We start from the raw sequence: 18,789 nt of genomic DNA, 5'->3' as shown, positions 1-18,789 counted from the left end.
CGCATGTCCGATCATAGCTTTCCGATTTTCGACCTCGGCGCTTTCGAAAAAGCCGGTCACGACGAGAAAAAGCGGCTCGGCGCGGAGGTGGATCGGATATGCCGCTCGACCGGCTTTCTGGCAATTGCCAACCACGGCGTTGCGGATGGTGTCATCACCGAGGTTTGGAAGAAAACGCAGACCTTCTTCGATCTGCCACCCGAGGTGAAGCAGAGGGCGAAAACGCTCTATCCCGGTTATCCCTACGGCTATCTCGGGCCGGGAACGGAGGCGCTGGCAAAATCGCGTAATGTCGACACGCCGCCGGATCTGAAGGAAAGCTTCAATGGCGGCCCGCTTTCCATTCCCGCAGGCATGAGCGATCCGGAAGCGCTCGGCTTCTGCTATGCCGCCACCATCTGGCCGGAGGCGCCAGAAGGGTTCGTGGAGGCTTGGAAGGCTTATTATCGGGCGATGGAGGATCTGGCGGCGCGCATCATGCGCGTGTTCGCGACGGCGCTCGGCCTCGATGAGCACTTCTTCGATCCTCACGTCGATGCGCCGATCAGTGCGCTAAGGGCGCTGAATTATCCCGAGCAGCATGTGCCACCGCAGCCGGGCCAGCTTCGCGCCGGCGCGCATACCGATTACGGCAGCCTGACGATCCTCCTGCCGCAACCCGGCTCGAAAGGGCTCGAGATCATCGCTCCTGATGGCAACTGGACGCCGGTGCCGCCGGTGGAGGGTGCTTTCGTCATCAACATCGGCGACCTGATGGCGCTCTGGACCAACGATCGCTGGGTCTCGACCGTGCATCGCGTCGTCAATCCGCCGCCGGAGGAGGGCGGCATGCAGCGGCGGCAATCCCTTGCCTTCTTTCATCAGCCGAACTGGTTTGCCGAGATCGCCTGCCTGCCGTCATGCCTCAAGGAAGGCGAGGAGCCGAAATATGCGCCTGTTCTGTCCGGACCGTATCTGATGGGTAAGTTCAAATCGACTGTAACAGCCAAAGCTGGATGATGTGAGTATAATAAGCCGGCTCATATTCTTCTTAAATCGGAATGCTTCATGTCCCTGCGCCTTGCGACCTTCAATGTCGAAAACCTTCTGACCCGTTTTGACTACACTGGTTTTCGCAATCAGTTGCGCCAGGATCGCGTGTTGCAGCTCTTCGATGTTCGCAATGAAGAGGTCTATCAGCAGCTGGAGGCAGCCCGGGTGGTTGCCGCCACCGATGACACAAGGCAGATGACGGCGCTTGCGATCGCGGATGCTGATGCCGACATCATCTGCCTGCAGGAGGTCGACAACATGGCGGCGCTGCAGGCTTTCGAATATGGTTATCTCTACCGCATGGTCGGCAACGGCTATCGTCAGAAATTCCTGATCGAAGGCAACGACAGTCGCGGCATCGATGTTGCCGTCATGATGCGCGAGGAGACGCGCGACGGCCAGCCGATCGTCCTGAATGATATCAAGAGTCACGCCATGGTGACCTATGGCAATTTCGGCCTTTTCAACGACGAGCTTGCGGAGCTCGGCCTTCATTCGGAGGACAAGATCTTCAAGCGCGATTGCCTGGAGCTGCATCTCCATATCGGTGGCGTACCGTTCTCGCTCTACGTCATCCATTTGAAATCGATGGGACCGGCGCGTGAAGGCCTGGATGGACGTCATGCGACCATGCCGATCCGCCGGGCGGAGACCATGGCGGTTCGCCGCATCATCGAAGATCGTTTCGGGGTCGGCAACACGGCGACGAAGAATTTCGCCATCTGCGGCGATATGAACGACTATCAGGAATGGGTTGATGTCATCGGCACGCGCCGCACCGGCTATCGCTTCGAACCGCGCGGCGAGGAGAAGGGGAGCGCACTCGATGTCTTCAGCCATGATGGTTTCGCCGAAAACGTCATGCAGCGGCGCGACGAACTTGACCGCTGGACGCTTTACCACGCCCGCGGACCACAGGAGCAGCGCCTTTGCCAGCTCGATTATATCTGGCTCTCTCCGGCTCTGGCGCGGGCCAATGCGACGCGCATGCCCGATATCATCCGTTCGGGCCAGCCTTTCCGTACGATTTTTCCACCGGGGCAGGAGGTGGAGCGCTATCCGCGCGTCGGCTGGGACAGGCCGAAGGCCTCCGACCATTGCCCCGTCGTCATGACATTGGATTTGATATGACCCTCTCAGAACAGAAGGACATGGCCGGCTGGCCGCCGGAAAGCACCGTGTTCCCCGTCTCCAGCATCGACCTTACGGTGTTTCGCGGCGAACATCCGTTTCACATGCACGCGCAAGAGGCGGCGCGGGAAAATTGGGCAAGGGAAATTGCCGCCAATCCATCACTCTATGACGGTCGCATGATCTTGCAGCACAGGCTGTCGCTTACAGGCGGTGCAGTGAAGGGGGAGGCCTATGTAGCACCCTTCTCGACATTTCTCTTTTGGCGAAAGCAGCGGCAGCCGGGAGCGTTTCACCTTTTTGCCTTTCCCGTCATCGTATCGTCGGATGGAGCGATCATCGCGATACGCATGGCCGCCCATACCGCAAATCCCGGTCAGGTCTATTGTGCCTCCGGATCGATGGATGAGAACGATATCGTCGACGGGCGTGCCGATGTCGAAGGCAATATGCGGCGCGAGGTGTTGGAGGAGACTGGTCTCGATCTAAATGATGCCGCGCCGGTATCCGGATATCACGCAATGCATATAAGGCGTTCGATCACGCTTCTTCGAGTCTTCCGTTTTCCATGGACGGCCGAGGACATGCTTCGGCGGATCGAGGCGCATATGCTCGTTTCCGAAGAGGACGAGGTCGATGGCGTGGTCGCTATTCGATCGGCCGACCCAACGGCGCATCCCTACAATATTGCGATGCTTCCTATTCTCGCCTGGTTCTTCGGCAGCGACAAATAGCTTGGGCTTGCACTGGAGTCGCTTGCAGTTATGAATATTCAAGTCTGGAAGCATGATGGAGGCCGGATTGGCGCGCAGCTACAGTGTCTATGATGTGTTCACCGACAGCAAACTGGCGGGCAATCCACTCGCGATCATCTTCGATGCCGAAGGGTTGAGCGACGAGGCGATGCAGGCGATCGCCAGGGAAATGAACCTTTCAGAGACCGTATTCGTGCTACCGCCGCAAAATCCCGCCCATACGGCAAATCTGCGGATATTCACGCCTGGTCGCGAACTGCCTTTTGCCGGGCATCCGACCGTCGGCACGGCGATCGCCTTGGCGGAGAAGGCCCATGCCAATCATGGCGGAGATCTCGATCTCGTTTCCGTTCTCGACGAGCGCGTCGGGCCGGTGCGCTGCGCCATCAAGCTGCGACAGAACAAGGCGAGCTTTGCAGAGTTCGACCTGCCGAAAAAGTCGCAGGAGATCCTGCTGCCGCTCGACAGGGCCGATATCGCCAATGCACTCAGCCTGAAGATCACCGAAATCGGCTTCGAGAATCATGTGCCCTCGATCTGGAGTGCCGGAGTACCGTTTCTTCTGGTGCCGGTTCACGACGTCGGCGCGGCGGAAAGGCTGGAATTCGATCAGCAGCTCTGGGAAAAGACGGTGCCGTTCGTCGACGGCGCGCTTGCCTCGGCTTTCATCTATTGTCGCGGCGGCGTCAATCACGTTGCCAAATTCCATGCGCGCATGTTCCCCGTGGGAATGGGTATCGTCGAGGACCCTGCGACGGGTGCTGCGGTGGCGGCGCTATCCGGTGCGATCAATCAATTCGACGCCCTGCCGGATGGACATCATCCGGTCATCATAGAGCAGGGCATCGAGATGGGCCGGCCGTCGCTGATTCATCTTCACCTCGACATCGATGGCGGCCTGATCGCCAATGCACGTATCGGCGGCCAGGCGGTGCGTGTTGCATCAGGAATTCTTGAGCTTTGATTTCATTGAGTTTTCGGCGACCTCTGAAATTTTTTTGACAAAAAAACAAAGAAAATTCGTCTGGCCGCTGGACAATCAAACTGATCCTATTTATATGCCCGGTCACGCCGCCAGCAAGCGGTACGGGTGATTAGCTCAGTTGGTAGAGCAGCTGACTCTTAATCAGCGGGTCGTAGGTTCGAGCCCTACATCACCCACCAAAAACTCCTTGAAATCGTTAGGCAATTTGCAACGCGTTAGGGTTTTCGGCTGTTGAGGCCGTCGGTCAATCGGATAGCCTGCCCAGCAGAAGGCCGGTAAATAGACCGAGTAACGCCGTCACGATCAGGACCGAGCCCGTGGCTGTCGGATTTTCCCTTGCGGCCTGCACCACGTTCCGGCCCTCGGAGCGGGCATGGTCCGCGATGCTTGCAACTTTTCCCCTTGTCGAAGAAAGAGCCTCGTCGGCGCGATCCGAGGCGCTGTCGATGCGCCTTGCCAATTCGGTGGAGAGCTTATCGATCTGGCTGCGGAGCTCGTTGATCTGAGCGTTGATATCCTTGTCCAGCGAGACGTCGGCCATGATGTTCTCCTTGATAGGGGGAAGTGCCCTTAGGAACGAACGGAGGCTTGCTTAGGTTCCCGTCCGCCATGAATTGATGTCTGGATGCTGAAGTCTGTTAAACGGGAATGGAATTGATGATCCGCTGCCGGAAGAGAAGGCCCGGTTCAGCGCAGATGCAACAGAAATGCCGCTGGCGCGGTTAGCGACATCGTGAAGAGAAATAGGGACAGCCCATATTTCAACCTTCTCACGCGGCGTGTCTTTACGCCCTCCCAATCGTAACTCATAAGTATATCCTCTCTGCTTCATGTCTTATCGACGTCGAGAAATATCCCAGGAATTGTTTGCGCGAAGCTTGCGGAACATTTTTCTTAGATCGATGAATAGACGTGTCGGATTATACAATCCAGCGCTGCATATTTGCCTTGATTTTTGCAAGTATAATCAAGAAATCTCACTCTCAAAGCAAACGGACTTTGATCCGGCTCTTTTGGGATGTCTTGTTAGATCCATGCACTTTGGTTTGACGATTACGAAGATGAAGAGCTTGGGTTGGGGGTGCAAAAGCGGCTCTTCGATCGCTATATCCGGATGATCGCGATCGGAGATTGCATGCGGACTGCAACATCGGAAATTCCGGCAGAAGCCCGAGCGGCTTTGGCAATTGCCAAGGAAGTTTTCGGCGATCACCTTCAAGCCGTCTATCTGCACGGATCAGCGGTCGCGGGAGGACTGCGTCCGCAAAGCGATGTGGATGTTTTGGCAATCATCGATCTCCCGATGACCGATTCCATGCGCAAACGCCTGCTTGCTCGTCTACTGGCGACTTCGGGTCGTCACCCAGTCCGGCCCGGTGCTTCACGCTGCATCGAGCTCATGGTGTTTCTGAAGGATCATCTTTCCGCACCACCTTTTCCGGCATGTAGTGAGTTTGTCTATGGCGAATGGTTGCGCGACGACTTCGAGGCCGGCGGAATCCCTGAGCCTCTTTGTGATCCGGAGGTCACGCTCGTCCTGGCTCAGGCGCGGCAGCAGGCCCTAACGCTATTTGGCCCGGCCCTTGATGATCTTCTTGTTGAAATTCCGCCTGGAGACATAGGGCGCGCTATACGGGAGGCGCTGCCGGCCTTGCTTGCCAATCTATATGGAGACGAGCGGAATGTTCTGCTGACACTGGCCCGTATGTGGAGAACAGCGGCGACTGGGGAATTCGTCAGCAAGGACATCGCCGCTGAATGGGTCATGCCGCTCTTGTCCGAACACGTAGCCCGAACGACCATGCAGCTCGCTCGCGATGCCTATTTGGGGGAAATACAGGATGATTGGAGGTTTCGACGGGGAGAGGCTCGCCACGCGGCGACCTGTCTGCATCGGCAGATCCTGTCGCTGCTATAGGCGGCTGCCCATATGAGCCGACCACGTCGGATTGATGGCTTTGCCAGCTGGTTCAGCTGCGCGCTTTAAGCCACGTCAGACATGTCCGCCTGACGGCTACGGCCATCGCTTTCGACCATATCCGGTCAGTGCTTCTTATGCACGCCTTCCATGACGCTGAACACAAAGATCGCGGCCAGAATGAGCATCAACGTATAGTCGAATGCGGTGAGCAGACGAAGTAGTTCCATAATGTTTCTCCTCCCACAGAGAACACGAACCAGAACAACCATTAGTATGTTCCTCGAACAGGTGTATGCCAAGTTTTTTACATCTTGCGATGCAAAAACAATGTTGTGCGCGGCACAAATAACCGTTTGTTTGCAAAGGCATATCAGCACCGTATTGACTGCCGTTGGTTGCAGAGAGGGCAGGCACGCGCTGCAATCGTATTGTCAACAAATTTTATAGAGTATATCACTGCCTCACGATAATTGGGTTGCCGGCGGATGTAGAATTCGCGTGGCGATCGATCTGGAGGAAGTTGGCTATTGACCATCGGCTCGGACCACCAGGCGTCTGATCTGCCTGTTATTGTCATAGTTGGCGGCGGCGTTTCCGGGACGGCGGTTGCCTTCCATTTGCTACAGAATCAGTCTGGGCGGGGCTGTCAGCTCTTTATATTCGAGCCAAGAGAGCGTTTGGGGGCAGGGCTTGCCTACGACACGCAAGATCCTGCCCACCGCATCAATGTGCCGGCAGCGAAAATGAGCCTGTTGCCCGACGACATCGAGCATTTTCAGCGCTGGCTGCTGGAGAATGACGCGCTTGCCAATGATGATGCGGCGGTCGCCGTGAATGGCGGTTTTTTTCCGCGACGCTCCGTTTTTGGAAACTATATCAATAGCATGATCCGTCCTTTCGTCGAGAATGGGCGGCTCCTCCATGTCAGGCAAAGTGTCGAGCGTATTCAAAGGACGGGCAACCGCTGGACGGTCACCGGTACTGATGGACAGCGCGTGGATGCTAACATTCTCGTCATCGCCACCAGTCATCCGTCGCCCTTGCCGCCGCAAGTGCTGCAGGATGCGCTTGCCGATCACCCGCGCTTCATTCCCGATCCGACACGACCGGATGCGCTTGCGGCCATTCGCTCCGAGGATCGCGTTCTGATCGTCGGCAATGGTTTGACCTCGGCCGACGTCATTGCCTCGCTCGGGCTCAGAGGCCATAAGGGGCCGATTACTGCCATATCCCGACGCGGCCTGCGCTCGCGCGGCCATGCGGCAGTCAGGCAGGAGCCATTCGGCGATTTCGCCACTCAGCCGTCGAAGACGGCAGTCGAGCTGCTGCGCAACGTACGTACCGCCATCCGCAAGGCGCAGGACGAAGGCCGCAGCTGGCATGCTGTCATCGACCAGGTGAGGGCGCAAGGCCGGCATGTCTGGCACGCGCTGCCGATCGCGGAACGGCGACGTCTCGTCCGGCATTTGAGGCCATTCTGGGATGTGCATCGGTTTCGCGTTGCGCCGCAGGTGGAGGCTGTCAGCGAAGGGGCGCTTGCAAGCGGCCGGCTGGAAATACTGGCGGCTTCGGTCGCGGCGGTCGGCGTTGCAGATGACGTGGTCGACTGCACCCTACGCCTCAGCCGTTCGGAGCGATCCGTTGAAAGGCAATTCGATGCGGTCGTGGTCACCACCGGACCAGGGCACCGCGGGATCCTGCAATCGCAGGGCTGGATCGACGAGCTATCGAAGGCCGGATATCTCGCAATGGATCCCGCACGGCTGGGGTTTTCCTGCGATATGCGATCACGGGCGCTTGCCGGCGATGGAACGGTGGTTCCATCCTTGTTTATCTCCGGACCGCTTGCGCGCGGAACCTTCGGCGAATTGATGGGATTGCCCGAGGTGGTCGAGCATGCCGTTCTGGTGGCCGACCAGGTGGCGGGTGCGGTTGCCGACTTCAGGCGTGGGCAAGAGAAGGCATATTTGGACAGTAGCGCCGCCTAAATCCAAGAAAAGCCGCAAATTCGTTGCTTAGGCGATACAATTGCCTAAATTTACTCATATAAACTATACAATTTGTGAGTTACTGTCTTGTTCGTAAGGGGCTGCGGGGTTACTTCCGCAATCTGTGCTGACAGGACCGGCCCGTTGAGTCTCTTTTGAGCCACGCCGGGTTTTCAACAATCGACTTTGCAGTAAAGCGGACGGCGATGCTTACGAAAAAAGGAAAATACGGACTGAAGGCGCTGGTGGATCTCGCACGCCTTGGTCCGGGTGAAACCGCGTTCATCAACGATATCGCGTTACGCAACAATATTCCGAAGAAGTTTCTCGATACCATTCTCCTCGAATTGCGAAATGCCGGCGTATTGCGTTCGAAGAAAGGCCCAGGCGGCGGTTATTCGCTGTCGCGCCCCGCATCGGAAATCCGTATCGGCCATGTCATTCGTACCCTGGACGGCCCGTTGGCGCCTATCCGTTGCGCCAGCCGTACGGCTTACGAAGCCTGCGACGACTGTTCCGATCCGGAACGCTGTCAGGTCCGGCGCTCGATGACCGAGGTGCGTGACGCGATTGCCGAGATTCTCGACAACATGTCGCTGGAGGAATTCGTTGCCGGTGGCGTTGACGCCGATATCCCGGAACGGGAAAACCACCGGGCCTCACATATCGGCTGACCTTGTCGATTCTCCCGCGCCCATCAAGGCAATGAGGTCTTCGATGGCTTTACGCCGTTGAGATGGTAGTTGCCGACGATGTGGTATTTCCGGCGGGCCGGTTCATGCAGGGTGTGAATGCGGGCGTTGCGCCAGTGGCGGTCAAGGTTGAGTCCGATGCGCGCAGACTCCGTGCCCGCAAGCTCGAACAGCGCGTCGGCTGCTTCCATCGCGATATCGGCAGTAATCGTCTGGGCCGCCGCAACGGAGAGTGCGGCGTCGATAACATGATCTTCGGTGAGATTGATCTGTGCGGCATCGATCTTGCCGCCGGCGCGCTCCACCATCGCCGTCGCCGCCTCAATGCGGATGGCAATCTCGCCGATCCTTGTCACGATCAGCGGATCGTTGACGGCTCGCTCATCCCCGTTGCCTGAGTGAGAGCGGGTCCGCACCAATTCCATCGTCGCCGCCAGCGTGGAGCGGGCAATACCGAGATTGATGCCGGCGCCGGTGAGCTGGTTCACACTATCGATCACTGTGGGCTCAGCCAGCTTTTCTCGGTGCAGAAGAAGGGCGTCGGCATTGAGATAGACATTATGCAATATGATCGTGCCGTTTCCGGAGGTGCGCTGACCAAAGCCATCCCAGTCGTCGATGAACTGGATGCCCTCCATATCTCTGGACACGACAGCGGCGATCAGCCCCTTGCGTTTGTCGGTCGTGAATAGCGCAATCCAGTCCGAAAACAGAATGCTGGCGGAAGGCTGGCTCCGTCCGCTGAGGCGGAAGCCGAGCCCGTCCGCTGTCAGATGCCAGGGATGCTGGTCGGTGCCGCTTGCACCGGATTGGGAAAAGATGCCGCCGAAACGATCGCCGATAATGGCGCGGTCGAAAAGGGATGCCCGTTGGTCCTCGCCGCCCCCAATTCTTACCGCTTCCAGCACATGAAAATGCGTTTGCAATATCTGTGCTATGGAAGGATCTGCCTCGGCGAGGATCGCAACGACCTCGGCGAGAACGCAGTTCGAAATGTCGATACCGCCATGTTCCGAAGGAACGGAAATCCCCAGCAGGCCTGACTGCGACAGGGCTTCGACCTCGTCATAGGGCAGGATGCGATTGATATCGCGATCGCTTGCATGCTGAGCAAAACCGGCGGCGAGCGAACGTGCGATGTCGAGCGCTTCCTCTTCGCTCTGGACGCGATGGGCGGGCGGCCTGACACGTTCGTGCAACTGCGAAACAGTCCCCATTCACCACTCCTCGGCCAGCGCCAAGTCGGTTTCTCAGGCGCAGCAAATCCCTGCGATCTTAATTTCGATAGATGGAGTGTACAACGGATTTTCCTGGCGCATTCATCTTGCGCCCTCGGGCACGATAGGCGCCGACCGCGAAAATTGTAAGCGAGCGGCCCGATATAATGCGTTGAGGATGGTGGTTGCGAACCCTCTTCTCTGGGGCCAACGAATAGCGAAAGCTGCTTCATAAGCTGATCCTAGGGCTTGGAATTGCTTTCCCTTTTTGCCGATCGACGCAGGTGCCGGATACGAAGGAGGTGTCCGGTCGCCCGCCGTTTTCTGTACCGCAGCTTCGTCGACCCTATTCCGCCCGGACAAGAAAGCACTTGCTAGCGGAGCGTTTTCGCGCTTTCATATACGACTAAATAAGTAGACAATGGCAATAATCCTGCTGCCTGATGGCTTTTGACGAAGTAATCATATGGCGGCTGATTGCAGGCATCTGGTGTTGGATCAGAGTTGGACCTGCCTGTCGCATCTTTCATTTTGGAAGGATCCTGATTGAAGAAGCGCGACGCGTATTGAGAACGGAAGCGGCTTTCGTGCGTTCTGTCGGCCGCAGTCCCAAGGTTGCCGAGGCCCGGATATCGGCTCTGTGTTTCCGGACCTGTGAAGTCAGCAAGCCCAAGAAAGGCATGATCGACCACCTCTCGCCCCAGGAGTTGATATGACGGTTCAGGGATTCTTTTCCGCCAGGACGAACGCGACAGCGCGGCCTTATGCGATGCCTCGCATTGCCGTGATCGGGCGCGGTTTTTCCGGCATGATGATGGCGATCGCCCTGATGAAGACGGTTCGCTTTCCCTTCCATCTGCAGCTTTTCGATCCTAATTCCACCGTCAGCGGAGGACAGGCGCTCGCCTCCGGACATAGCAGTGAAATTCTCAACAGCCGTGTTCGCGATCTTTCCGTTTCCGCGGGAGATCCCGACGACTTCAATCAATGGCTTTGCGGTAATGCGCCTTTCCGCAGCGCCGTCCCCGCCGCCATACCCGGTTTTTTGCAGATCTTCGTACCGAAGAGCATTTTCAGCGACTACGTCTATCAGCGCTTTTCGGAAGCCTTCTCGTCACGGCGGGATGTGGCGGTGCAGGTCAGCAGCGAGACGGTCTTCGGGCTTCGGCGTGTTCGGGGCGGCCGTTTCGTAGTGGAAAGCGATGGCGCCGCCAATGCGCCTTTCGACATGGTGGTGCTGGCGACAGGCTATGGCATTAGCGATCACGAATTCCAGGCCAGCGATCTCGTGACCGTGCCGACGACGGTGCGGGCGCGCCGTCTCGTGTCGCGACCGCATACGATCCTGCTCGGAAGCGGCCTGCGCGTCGTCGATCGGCTGCTGCAGATGCGTGAGAACGGCTATACGGGACAGATCACCATCGTTTCGCGGCGAGGCTTTCTGCCGCAGAGCCACACGCGCAACAATGCCGATCCGGTTTTCCCTGCCGACGAGATGCCCGGCAAACTCAGCGAGATCGTCCGCTTCGTCCGCAAGGCTTGCGTCGAGGCGGAGGCGAACGGCCAGAGCTGGCAATCCGTCATGAACGGCTTGCGCAAGCATGCGCGCTCGCTTTGGCGATCTCTGCCAGCCGGGCAGAAGCAGCAGTTCAACCGCCATTTGCGGGCGCTTTATGACAGCCATCGCAATCGGCTTCCCGAGGCGCTGCATGTACGCCTCAATCAGGAGCTTGCCGAGGGCAATACGCTGCTGCGGCGCGGTCATTTTATCCGCCGCACGCCGACCGGGCTGGTTTTGAAGCCGGCTGGCCGGCAGGAGACCGAGCAGCTCTATGCCGACGACGTAATCGATTGTCGGTGCCAGGCGCCGGATTTGAATGCACCCTTGCTGCGTAGCCTCATCGATGCCGGTCTCGCGGTGCCGGACGAGCTTGGCCTCGGTCTCGCCGTGGACGCGACAGGCTCGCTTGAGGTCAACGGGCGTACGACAGACGGGCTTTTTGCGATTGGTCCCCTGGGACTTGGAAGTCTCCCCGACATCGATCTGGTGCCTGAGATCGTGACGCAGGCCTATGCGGCGGCAGAGAGCGTCGCGGAGCGTTTTCATCCTCAGTGCAAGGCGGTCTGACAGCCCTGCGGTTTCTTTCATTCTGGATCGCGATTGAGTGCTGCCGCATATGCATATCGCAGTTGCGGCCTCGAGCGGAGATAATGGCTTGTCATTTGTTATGTAATAACGTAACGATTGCCTACTCAGGCCGAAGCTCCAGGACAAATGAAAGCGCATATGACATCCCCGTTGCCCGCATCCGCTTTCTATGACATGAATACCGCCGATGGTGCTGCTTTCGGATCGATCCGGATGGCGGCTGAAAAGGGAACACGGTGCGGATTACCCATCAGGGGCCAAGACCGTGGCTGCCCCCGCAACTGTAAGCGGAGAGCGCGTTCGCAATATGCCACTGGCGTCAAGCCGGGAAGGCGCGAACGAGTTGTGACCCGCGAGCCAGGAGACCTGCCATCGACGATATCAACCGCAACGGACGGGGTGTTCCGATGGAAAATCAGTGGCTGGGCGAGGGCGCCGCTGCGTCCGCTGGCCCCATCTTGACTGTGCCTCCGGCGAAATCTCCGGGAGGCATCTCATGGATAATACAAAAGAGGCGACGCACCGGATCACCGTGTGCACCAACTGCCGTCATGTCGGCAAACCGTGCCGGCCGGGCCTCGAACTCCTGAAACATCTGCAGATGGCGATCTCCCAGGCTGACGCCGCACTCGCAGATGATTTCAGCCTGGAGGGCAGCGTCTGTATGGCGGGCTGCGAACGGCCGTGCACGGTCGCTTTCCAGGCCACGCCAAAGTCGACGTACCTCTTCGGTGACATCGAGGATGCGAGCGATATCGGTGCGCTCGTCTCCTTCGCGAAGCTTTATCGGGATCGCCCCGATGGGCTGACCCGCGAAAGCGAACGCCCGAGAGCGCTGGCAGGCAAGACCCTCGCGCGCATTCCCGCCGCCATCGTATCAGCCGAACGCCAGCTGGTCGTATTGCAATAGGAGCCGGGTCATGTCCGAACGAAGCGCACGACTGGAAGCAGACGGCATCAGCTGGGGTCCCCAGAAGGGAATGCCGATCATCAGTGGCATCACGCTATCAGTCGAGGCCGGCGCCCGGCTTGCGATCATCGGTCCGAATGGAGCCGGCAAGTCGACCTTGCTGCGCTGCCTCTATCGCGGCCTCAAGCCGCAGCGAGGTTCGGTGCGTCTCGACGGCATCGATCTTTGGTCCATAGGTCCGCGGGAGGCGGCGCAGCGCATCGCCGTCGTGCCGCAGGAGACGCCAGGTGATTTTCCCTTCAGCGTGCGGGACGTGGTGTTGATGGGCCGCATCCCGCACCGCAAGGGCATGGCACGCTGGAGCGATCGCGACCATGAGGTCACGACCAAGGCGCTTGCCCGTCTGGAACTGGAGTCTTTGGCACAGCGGCAATTCGCGTCGCTGTCGGGTGGTGAGAAGCAACGGACGCTGATCGCCCGCGCCTTGGCACAGGAGCCGGAACTCATCATCCTCGACGAGCCGACCAATCACCTCGACATCCGCCATCAGCTCGAGATTCTTGAGCTACTCAAGAGACTCGGCCCGACGATCATCACGACGCTGCACGATATCAATCTCGCTGCTGATTTTGCGACGCAGATCGCCGTCATGGATTGCGGGCGGCTTATGGGCCACGGCGAACCTGCCGAAGTCCTGACTGTGGAGCATGTCTCGAACGCTTTCAGGGTTGGTACGCGGCTGCATCACACCGACGGCGGCCCGCAGCGCTTTTCCTTTTCCCTTCGATAATACGATCATTGGAGTTATTCATGTTTTCTCGCATGTCCCTGTCTGCCGCGGCCTTGCTTATCGGAAGCCTGTTTGCGGGCACGACGCTCGCCGAGCCTGTCACCGTGCGCAGCTGCAATCGCGATGTGACCTTCGACAAAGCGCCGGAGCGGGCCGTTTCCAACGACGTCAACCTGACCGAGATGATGTTGGCGCTGAAGCTACAGGACCGCATGGTCGGCTATACCGGCATTTCCGGCTGGAAGACGCTGGATGAGAAGCTGCGTGACGGCGTGAGGGAACTGCCGGAGCTGTCGCCGAAATATCCGAGCAAAGAGGTGCTGCTCGGCGCCAATGCGGATTTCTTCTTTGCCGGCTGGAACTATGGCATGAAGGTCGGCGGCGAGGTAACTCCGGAAACGCTCGCCCCCTTCGGCATCAAGGTCTATGAGCTGACCGAATCCTGCATCTTCGTCATGCAGAAGAACAAGCCGACCATGGACGACATGTTCGTGGATCTCCTCAATCTCGGCAGGATCTTCCGCGTCGAGGACAGGGCGGAAGCGCTGGTCGCCGGCTATCGCAAGCAGCTTGGCGAGATCCAGGCGAGGATCGGTCATGTCGCCAAGCCGACCAGCGTTTTCGTCTATGACTCCGGTGAGGAAAAGCCGTTCACATCGGGGCGCTACGGCATTCCGACTGCCTTGATCGAGGCTGCCGGCGGCGTCAATGTGATGGACGACGTCGAGAAGAGCTGGACTGAAGTGTCCTGGGAGCCGGTCATCGAGAAGAACCCGGAAGTGATCGTCATCGTCGATTACGGCCAGGTCACCGCCGCCCAGAAGATCGCCTTTCTCAAGGGCAATCCGGCCTTCAAGAATATCGATGCCGTGAAGAATGACCGCTTCGTCGTGCTGCCCTATGTGGAGGCGACGCCGGGGCCGCGCAACATTGAGGCCATCGCCACGCTGGCCAAGGCCTTTCACCCGAGCGCCATGTAATCGTCTGCAATGCCGATCCGCACCAGTCGATCATGGGGCGGATCCCTTCCTCAAGTTTCAAGCATGCGCCTCAATCTCTCCATCCTCATCCCCTTGCTCGCCATAGGCTTCATTCTGTCGATCACCGCCGGTGTGTCGCTCGGTTCGGCATCCATTCCGTTCTCCACCGTCTGGTCGATTGTCGGCAACAGACTGCATGTTGGTGCCTTTCCGGCCACCTGGTCCAGCGGGCAGGAAAGCATCGTCTGGGACGTCCGTTTTCCGCGCGTCGTTCTGGCGGCGCTCGTCGGGGCGGGGCTTGCCATCACCGGCGCCGTCCTGCAGGCGCTGACGCGAAATCCATTGGCGGACCCGCATCTCCTCGGCGTCTCCTCCGGGGCGGCATTCGGCGCCATTCTGGCGCTATTGCATACCGGGCTGATCCTCGGCCTGTTGACGGTGCCGTTGTTCGCTTTTGCCGGCGCCTTGCTCGCAACCGCGGCCGTCGGGCTGACGACGCGGCTGACGCGCTCGCATTCGGCCGATCGGCTCGTCCTGTCGGGCGTGGCGGTAGCCTTCGTGTTCACGGCGCTTGGCAACCTCCTGATCTTTCTGGGCGATCCGAGAGCCGCCAACACCGTTGTCTTCTGGATGCTGGGCGGGTTAGGACTGGCGCAATGGCAACATCTTATCTATCCCGCCGGCATCCTGCTGTTCTGCCTCGTTTCACTTCTTCCGAAGACGAGGGAGCTCAATGCACTTGCGATGGGCGATGAAACGGCCGTCACGCTTGGCATTGCCGTTGCACGATTTCGCTTGCTACTCTTCGTCATCACGGCGCTGCTGACCGGCGTGATGGTCGCCTTTTCAGGCGCAATCGGTTTCGTCGGGTTGATGGTGCCGCATTTCGTGCGGCTGATCGTGGGCGGCGACAATGTGCGCGTGGTGCCGCTGAGCGCCGCTTTCGGCGCACTGACGTTGATCTGGGCTGATGTCATCGCGCGCCTGGTGATGGCTCCGGAGGACATGCCGATCGGCGTGGTCACCGGGCTTACCGGAGGCGTCGCCTTCATCTTGATATTGCGGAGCGGGCGCGCATAGATCGACCCATTGCCAAGGTGTTTTCCTGGCCTATTTCCGGGCGGGCGATGATCGGCGCGGCAGGTCGTCGTCAAGATGAGAGCGGCCGATATCCGGTTTTGAAGGAGAGTCCGGACGGGATAACGGCATGGAATGCCTTCGTGTCGCCTTTCTTTGTCTTACAAGGCGTACGCGTAAAGACTATGGAATTCGCAATCCTACTATAGGACGACTCGGGTCTCCATTTTTGCGGCGATTTCGGTCATCCACTGCCTGCGACTTCATGTGCAACGAGGAGCTCTGCTTGCGCCCGCTGAAATCTCGTCTTTTTCTATTGTCCCTTTTGTTGCTGGGATTGGGTGTGTTTACCGCCATCATCCCGCTGGCGGGGGCTGCCCTTGCGCAGGATCAGCAGCCGGCCCAAGCGTCGCAGCAAACGGACCAACAGCCCGGGCAGCTCGCCAATGGGCTGCTGGACGCAGCTGTTACCGATCTTGGCAAAGCGAAGAAGACTTATGCATCGCTTCAGGACGCGGCGAAACAGGCAACATCGGATGACGAGACGCTCGTGGCGCTGTCCAGCCAGGTCGACGAACTCAACCGCACCACAGCTGCTATTTCCGCACGCCTGAAACCCCGTACCGCCGAAATCGATGCACGCCTGACCCAACTCGGTGCTGCGCCCAAGGAAGGCCAGCCGCCTGAGGCTCCGATCGTCGCGCAGGAGCGCGATCGGCTCAATGCCGAACGCTCCCAGATCAGCGCCGCGATTCTCGATGCCGACAATCTGACCGCAGAGACCAATCGGCTTGCGATGCAGTTCATGGAGATGCGCCGAAGGCTGTTTGCCGAGACGCTATTCAAGCGGACGGAGATTTCCACGGCGACATTCGACGATGCAGGGGCGGCTCTGGTCGACGAGGGCGTCAAGTTCAGTACCGCCGTGACGAGCTGGATCGGCTTCGTGCTTAAGGCAAAGCTTGCTTCATTCCTGGCCGCTGTCTGCCTGTCGATTGGCGCTGCTCTGATCTTTCTTTTCGGTGGTTATCGGCTATTCCGCCGCTATTACGTGCAGGACGAGGCCGTCGAGAATCCGCCCTATATCAGCCGACTCTCTGTCGCCTTCTGGTCGACCTTGATCCGCACGCTGTCGCTGGCTGCCTTTCTCGTTACATCTTTCTTCTTCCTCTCGAATTTCAATGTGCTGCGGCCTGACATCGCGCCGATACTGGCTGCGGTTTTCGCTTTTATCGGACTCGTCTATTTTGTCGGTCGCCTGAGCAATGCTGTCTTCGCGCCCTTCCGGCCGCATTGGCGGCTGGTCAAGCTGTCGAACAAGGGGGCACATTCGCTGACCTGGTGCCTGCAGGCCATGGCTGTGGTCAACGGGCTGGATTACGTCTTCGACCGCATCAGCGAGTCCATGGGGTCGCCGGTCGTCGTTACCGTGGCCAAGAGCTTTCTGGCGGCACTGCTGATCGGCCTCATTCTGATTGCAGCCTCCTTCGGTTCGCCGATGCTTGCCAAAAATGGCGATCCGGATGCGCCAGGCCGCCATTGGCCGCATGGCATGGCCATCATTCTTCGCGTTCTCGGCATATTGGTGATCTTCACCTCGTTCATCGGCTATGTCGGGTTGGCCCGCTTCATGGCCACGCAGATGATCGTGACGAGCGCCGTCATCGCGACCATGTATCTCGGTTTTCAGCTCGGCAAGGCCGTATCCAAGCAGGGCGTCTTTGCCGAAACGATCATCGGACGCTTTCTGGAAAATCGCCTGAAGCTGCGTGAAGTGGCGCTCGATCAGGCCGGTCTTGCAGCTGGGCTTGCGACCTACGCCGTCGCGCTGCTGACCGGCATTCCGCTGATCCTGCTCTCTTGGGGCTTTCACATTCAGGATCTGGAAACATTTGCCTACAGGCTCTTTACCGAGATCAAGATCGGCAACATGTCGATCTCGCTGCTCGGCATTTTCGTCGGCATCCTGCTGTTTGCGGGCGGCTATCTGGTCACGCGCTGGTTCCAGCGCTGGCTTGACAGCAATGTCATGGCGCGCGGGCAGGTGGATCTGGGTGTCCGCAACTCGGTGAGAACCGGTATCGGCTATCTGGGCATAGCGTTGGCGGCGATCTTTGCCATTTCCGCTGCCGGCATCGATTTATCCAGCCTGGCCCTCGTCGCCAGTGCCCTCTCGGTCGGTATCGGTTTCGGCCTGCAAAACATCGTGTCGAACTTCGTGTCCGGCCTGATCCTGCTGGTCGAGCGGCCTTTCAAGGTCGGCGACTGGATCGTCTCGGGCACTTCGGAAGGCATCGTCAAGCGCATCTCGGTGCGTGCGACAGAGATCGAGACCTTCCGCAAGCAGTCGATCATCGTGCCGAATTCCGAACTTATCAATGCGTCCGTCGGCAACTGGACGCATCGCAACAGGCTCGCCCGCTCCGAAATCCCGGTATCCGTCAGCTATGATGCCGATCCGCGCAAGGTGATGGATATCCTGCTGGAGCTGGTACGCTCGATTCCGAAGGTGCTCAGGAATCCGGAGCCGCATGTAGAGTTCCTGCGTTTTGGTCCATCATCGCTCGATTTCGAGATGCGCTTTTATTTGTCGGATCTCTCCGATGGCATGGAGATCCGCAACAATCTGCGCATCGAAATCCTGAGGCGCTTCAAGGAGGAGGGGATTTCCATTCCCTATCCGCATCAGGAGTTGCATATCGTTCGCGAGGGCAGACGAGGCAGGCAGTCGGATATCGCAGCCGATGCCTTGACGGATTTTGCAGACGGGCTTGAAGCTGAGGATGACGTAAAAGAAGATTCCGCTTTGTCGGCCGAAGGCAAGGTATCGGAAGCGAAGAGCACTGGCCGGCGCCGTGGCAGGACCGCGGCGGAGTGATCCGATTACCGGCAGAGCCCGCTGAAACAGAGCCATGTTGTCGCCGGTGGGAATGATGCGGTCATCGTTTCCGCCGGTTCTGCTCGGAAGTTCGCGGTTTGCGTTCCTCGAGGGGAGCGTGTCGCGCTCTTTAGGATTGTTTCTCTCGGTCTGGTTAGGGATCTCGCGCATGTCGTTGCCGCGAGAACTCTGGCGATAGCATGCCTGGAAAGCCGCGAATGGGGCAATTTTCTTCACCTCCGGGAAACCAGTCGGCTTAACAAATCCGCAAAGGCTTTGTTCTA

At 58.7% G+C, this 18,789-nt stretch carries 16 protein-coding genes, 1 tRNA gene and 1 riboswitch; of the genes, 14 read left to right on the top strand and 3 right to left on the bottom strand.

The window, feature by feature from the left end:
- The first annotated feature begins 3 nt into the window (after positions 1-3).
- The 5 genes from JJQ51_RS24190 to JJQ51_RS24170 all read left to right on the top strand — a co-directional run bounded on the left by JJQ51_RS24190 (position 4) and on the right by JJQ51_RS24170 (position 4,082).
- Positions 4-999: an isopenicillin N synthase family dioxygenase gene (locus JJQ51_RS24190; protein ID WP_113332990.1), complete on the top strand. Its 996-nt coding sequence runs from the start codon at positions 4-6 to the stop codon at positions 997-999.
- Positions 1,000-1,047: 48 nt separating this feature from the next.
- Positions 1,048-2,163 carry an endonuclease/exonuclease/phosphatase family protein gene (locus JJQ51_RS24185; protein WP_145632696.1) on the top strand — a complete coding sequence of 372 codons (1,116 nt, stop codon included), beginning with the start codon at positions 1,048-1,050 and terminating at the stop codon, positions 2,161-2,163.
- Positions 2,160-2,897: an NUDIX hydrolase gene (locus JJQ51_RS24180; RefSeq protein WP_145632699.1), complete on the top strand. Its 738-nt coding sequence runs from the start codon at positions 2,160-2,162 to the stop codon at positions 2,895-2,897. Before JJQ51_RS24185 ends, JJQ51_RS24180 begins: the two co-directional genes overlap by 4 nt.
- A gap of 67 nt (positions 2,898-2,964) precedes the next feature.
- Positions 2,965-3,882, top strand: a complete 918-nt coding sequence (locus JJQ51_RS24175) for a PhzF family phenazine biosynthesis protein (protein WP_173004625.1) — start codon at positions 2,965-2,967, stop codon at positions 3,880-3,882.
- Between the two features lie 124 nt (positions 3,883-4,006).
- Positions 4,007-4,082, top strand: a tRNA-Lys gene (locus JJQ51_RS24170).
- Positions 4,083-4,147: 65 nt separating this feature from the next.
- Here the strand turns inward: JJQ51_RS24170 and JJQ51_RS24165 are convergent.
- Positions 4,148-4,444, bottom strand: coding sequence for a hypothetical protein (locus JJQ51_RS24165; RefSeq protein WP_152096090.1), 297 nt, complete (start codon positions 4,442-4,444; stop codon positions 4,148-4,150).
- A 594-nt stretch (positions 4,445-5,038) separates the two neighbouring features.
- Between JJQ51_RS24165 and JJQ51_RS24160 the strand changes: the two genes are divergently transcribed.
- The 3 genes from JJQ51_RS24160 (at position 5,039) to JJQ51_RS24150 (ending at position 8,486) form a co-directional block, all read left to right on the top strand.
- Positions 5,039-5,821, top strand: coding sequence for an aminoglycoside adenylyltransferase family protein (locus tag JJQ51_RS24160; RefSeq protein WP_152096089.1), 783 nt, complete (start codon positions 5,039-5,041; stop codon positions 5,819-5,821).
- Between the two features lie 530 nt (positions 5,822-6,351).
- Positions 6,352-7,812: an FAD/NAD(P)-binding protein gene (locus JJQ51_RS24155; RefSeq protein ID WP_152096088.1), complete on the top strand. Its 1,461-nt coding sequence runs from the start codon at positions 6,352-6,354 to the stop codon at positions 7,810-7,812.
- 206 nt (positions 7,813-8,018) lie between these two features.
- A complete protein-coding gene (locus JJQ51_RS24150) occupies positions 8,019-8,486 on the top strand; it encodes an RrF2 family transcriptional regulator (protein ID WP_113390310.1) in 468 nt (155 codons plus the stop codon).
- Positions 8,487-8,509: 23 nt separating this feature from the next.
- On the opposite strand, the gene JJQ51_RS24145 is transcribed toward JJQ51_RS24150, so the two are convergent.
- Together JJQ51_RS24145 and JJQ51_RS24140 are read right to left on the bottom strand one after the other, a co-directional pair.
- A complete protein-coding gene (locus JJQ51_RS24145) occupies positions 8,510-9,721 on the bottom strand; it encodes an SfnB family sulfur acquisition oxidoreductase (RefSeq protein ID WP_152096087.1) in 1,212 nt (403 codons plus the stop codon).
- Positions 9,722-10,095: 374 nt separating this feature from the next.
- On the bottom strand, positions 10,096-10,413 hold the full coding sequence (locus JJQ51_RS24140) for a hypothetical protein (RefSeq protein ID WP_152096086.1): 318 nt from the start codon (positions 10,411-10,413) through the stop codon (positions 10,096-10,098).
- A gap of 20 nt (positions 10,414-10,433) precedes the next feature.
- Here JJQ51_RS24140 and JJQ51_RS24135 point away from each other — a divergent pair, with 20 nt between their 5' ends.
- The 6 genes from JJQ51_RS24135 (at position 10,434) to JJQ51_RS24110 (ending at position 18,505) form a co-directional block, all read left to right on the top strand.
- Positions 10,434-11,849 carry an FAD/NAD(P)-binding protein gene (locus JJQ51_RS24135; RefSeq protein WP_113332998.1) on the top strand — a complete coding sequence of 472 codons (1,416 nt, stop codon included), beginning with the start codon at positions 10,434-10,436 and terminating at the stop codon, positions 11,847-11,849.
- A gap of 192 nt (positions 11,850-12,041) precedes the next feature.
- Positions 12,042-12,258, top strand: a riboswitch (cobalamin riboswitch).
- Between the two features lie 108 nt (positions 12,259-12,366).
- A complete protein-coding gene (locus tag JJQ51_RS24130; RefSeq protein WP_145632711.1) occupies positions 12,367-12,780 on the top strand; it encodes a DUF1636 family protein in 414 nt (137 codons plus the stop codon).
- Positions 12,781-12,790: 10 nt separating this feature from the next.
- Positions 12,791-13,570 carry an ABC transporter ATP-binding protein gene (locus tag JJQ51_RS24125; RefSeq protein ID WP_113333000.1) on the top strand — a complete coding sequence of 260 codons (780 nt, stop codon included), beginning with the start codon at positions 12,791-12,793 and terminating at the stop codon, positions 13,568-13,570.
- Between the two features lie 20 nt (positions 13,571-13,590).
- Positions 13,591-14,550, top strand: a complete 960-nt coding sequence (locus JJQ51_RS24120; protein WP_269245387.1) for an ABC transporter substrate-binding protein — start codon at positions 13,591-13,593, stop codon at positions 14,548-14,550.
- Between the two features lie 63 nt (positions 14,551-14,613).
- A complete protein-coding gene (locus JJQ51_RS24115) occupies positions 14,614-15,630 on the top strand; it encodes a FecCD family ABC transporter permease (RefSeq protein ID WP_269245386.1) in 1,017 nt (338 codons plus the stop codon).
- A gap of 283 nt (positions 15,631-15,913) precedes the next feature.
- Complete coding sequence (locus JJQ51_RS24110) at positions 15,914-18,505, top strand: mechanosensitive ion channel family protein (protein ID WP_269245385.1); 2,592 nt, start codon at positions 15,914-15,916, stop codon at positions 18,503-18,505.
- Positions 18,506-18,789: the final 284 nt, after the last annotated feature.

Origin of the sequence: Rhizobium sp. AG207R (assembly GCF_027109195.1) — a bacterium.
Taxonomy (GTDB): Bacteria; Pseudomonadota; Alphaproteobacteria; order Rhizobiales; family Rhizobiaceae; genus Rhizobium; species Rhizobium dioscoreae.
The sequence above is the reverse complement of the archived record's forward strand: the minus strand, read 5'-3'. Positions and strand labels throughout refer to the sequence as shown.

Coding starts and splice junctions, on each gene's coding strand:
- JJQ51_RS24190 (WP_113332990.1), top strand. CDS start 4: ATGTCCGATCATAGCTTTCCGATTTTCGACCTCGGCGCTTTCGAAAAA.
- JJQ51_RS24185 (WP_145632696.1), top strand. CDS start 1,048: ATGTCCCTGCGCCTTGCGACCTTCAATGTCGAAAACCTTCTGACCCGT.
- JJQ51_RS24180 (WP_145632699.1), top strand. CDS start 2,160: ATGACCCTCTCAGAACAGAAGGACATGGCCGGCTGGCCGCCGGAAAGC.
- JJQ51_RS24165 (WP_152096090.1), bottom strand. CDS start 4,444: ATGGCCGACGTCTCGCTGGACAAGGATATCAACGCTCAGATCAACGAG.
- JJQ51_RS24160 (WP_152096089.1), top strand. CDS start 5,039: ATGCGGACTGCAACATCGGAAATTCCGGCAGAAGCCCGAGCGGCTTTG.
- JJQ51_RS24150 (WP_113390310.1), top strand. CDS start 8,019: ATGCTTACGAAAAAAGGAAAATACGGACTGAAGGCGCTGGTGGATCTC.
- JJQ51_RS24145 (WP_152096087.1), bottom strand. CDS start 9,721: ATGGGGACTGTTTCGCAGTTGCACGAACGTGTCAGGCCGCCCGCCCAT.
- JJQ51_RS24135 (WP_113332998.1), top strand. CDS start 10,434: ATGACGGTTCAGGGATTCTTTTCCGCCAGGACGAACGCGACAGCGCGG.
- JJQ51_RS24130 (WP_145632711.1), top strand. CDS start 12,367: ATGGATAATACAAAAGAGGCGACGCACCGGATCACCGTGTGCACCAAC.
- JJQ51_RS24125 (WP_113333000.1), top strand. CDS start 12,791: ATGTCCGAACGAAGCGCACGACTGGAAGCAGACGGCATCAGCTGGGGT.
- JJQ51_RS24120 (WP_269245387.1), top strand. CDS start 13,591: ATGTTTTCTCGCATGTCCCTGTCTGCCGCGGCCTTGCTTATCGGAAGC.
- JJQ51_RS24115 (WP_269245386.1), top strand. CDS start 14,614: ATGCGCCTCAATCTCTCCATCCTCATCCCCTTGCTCGCCATAGGCTTC.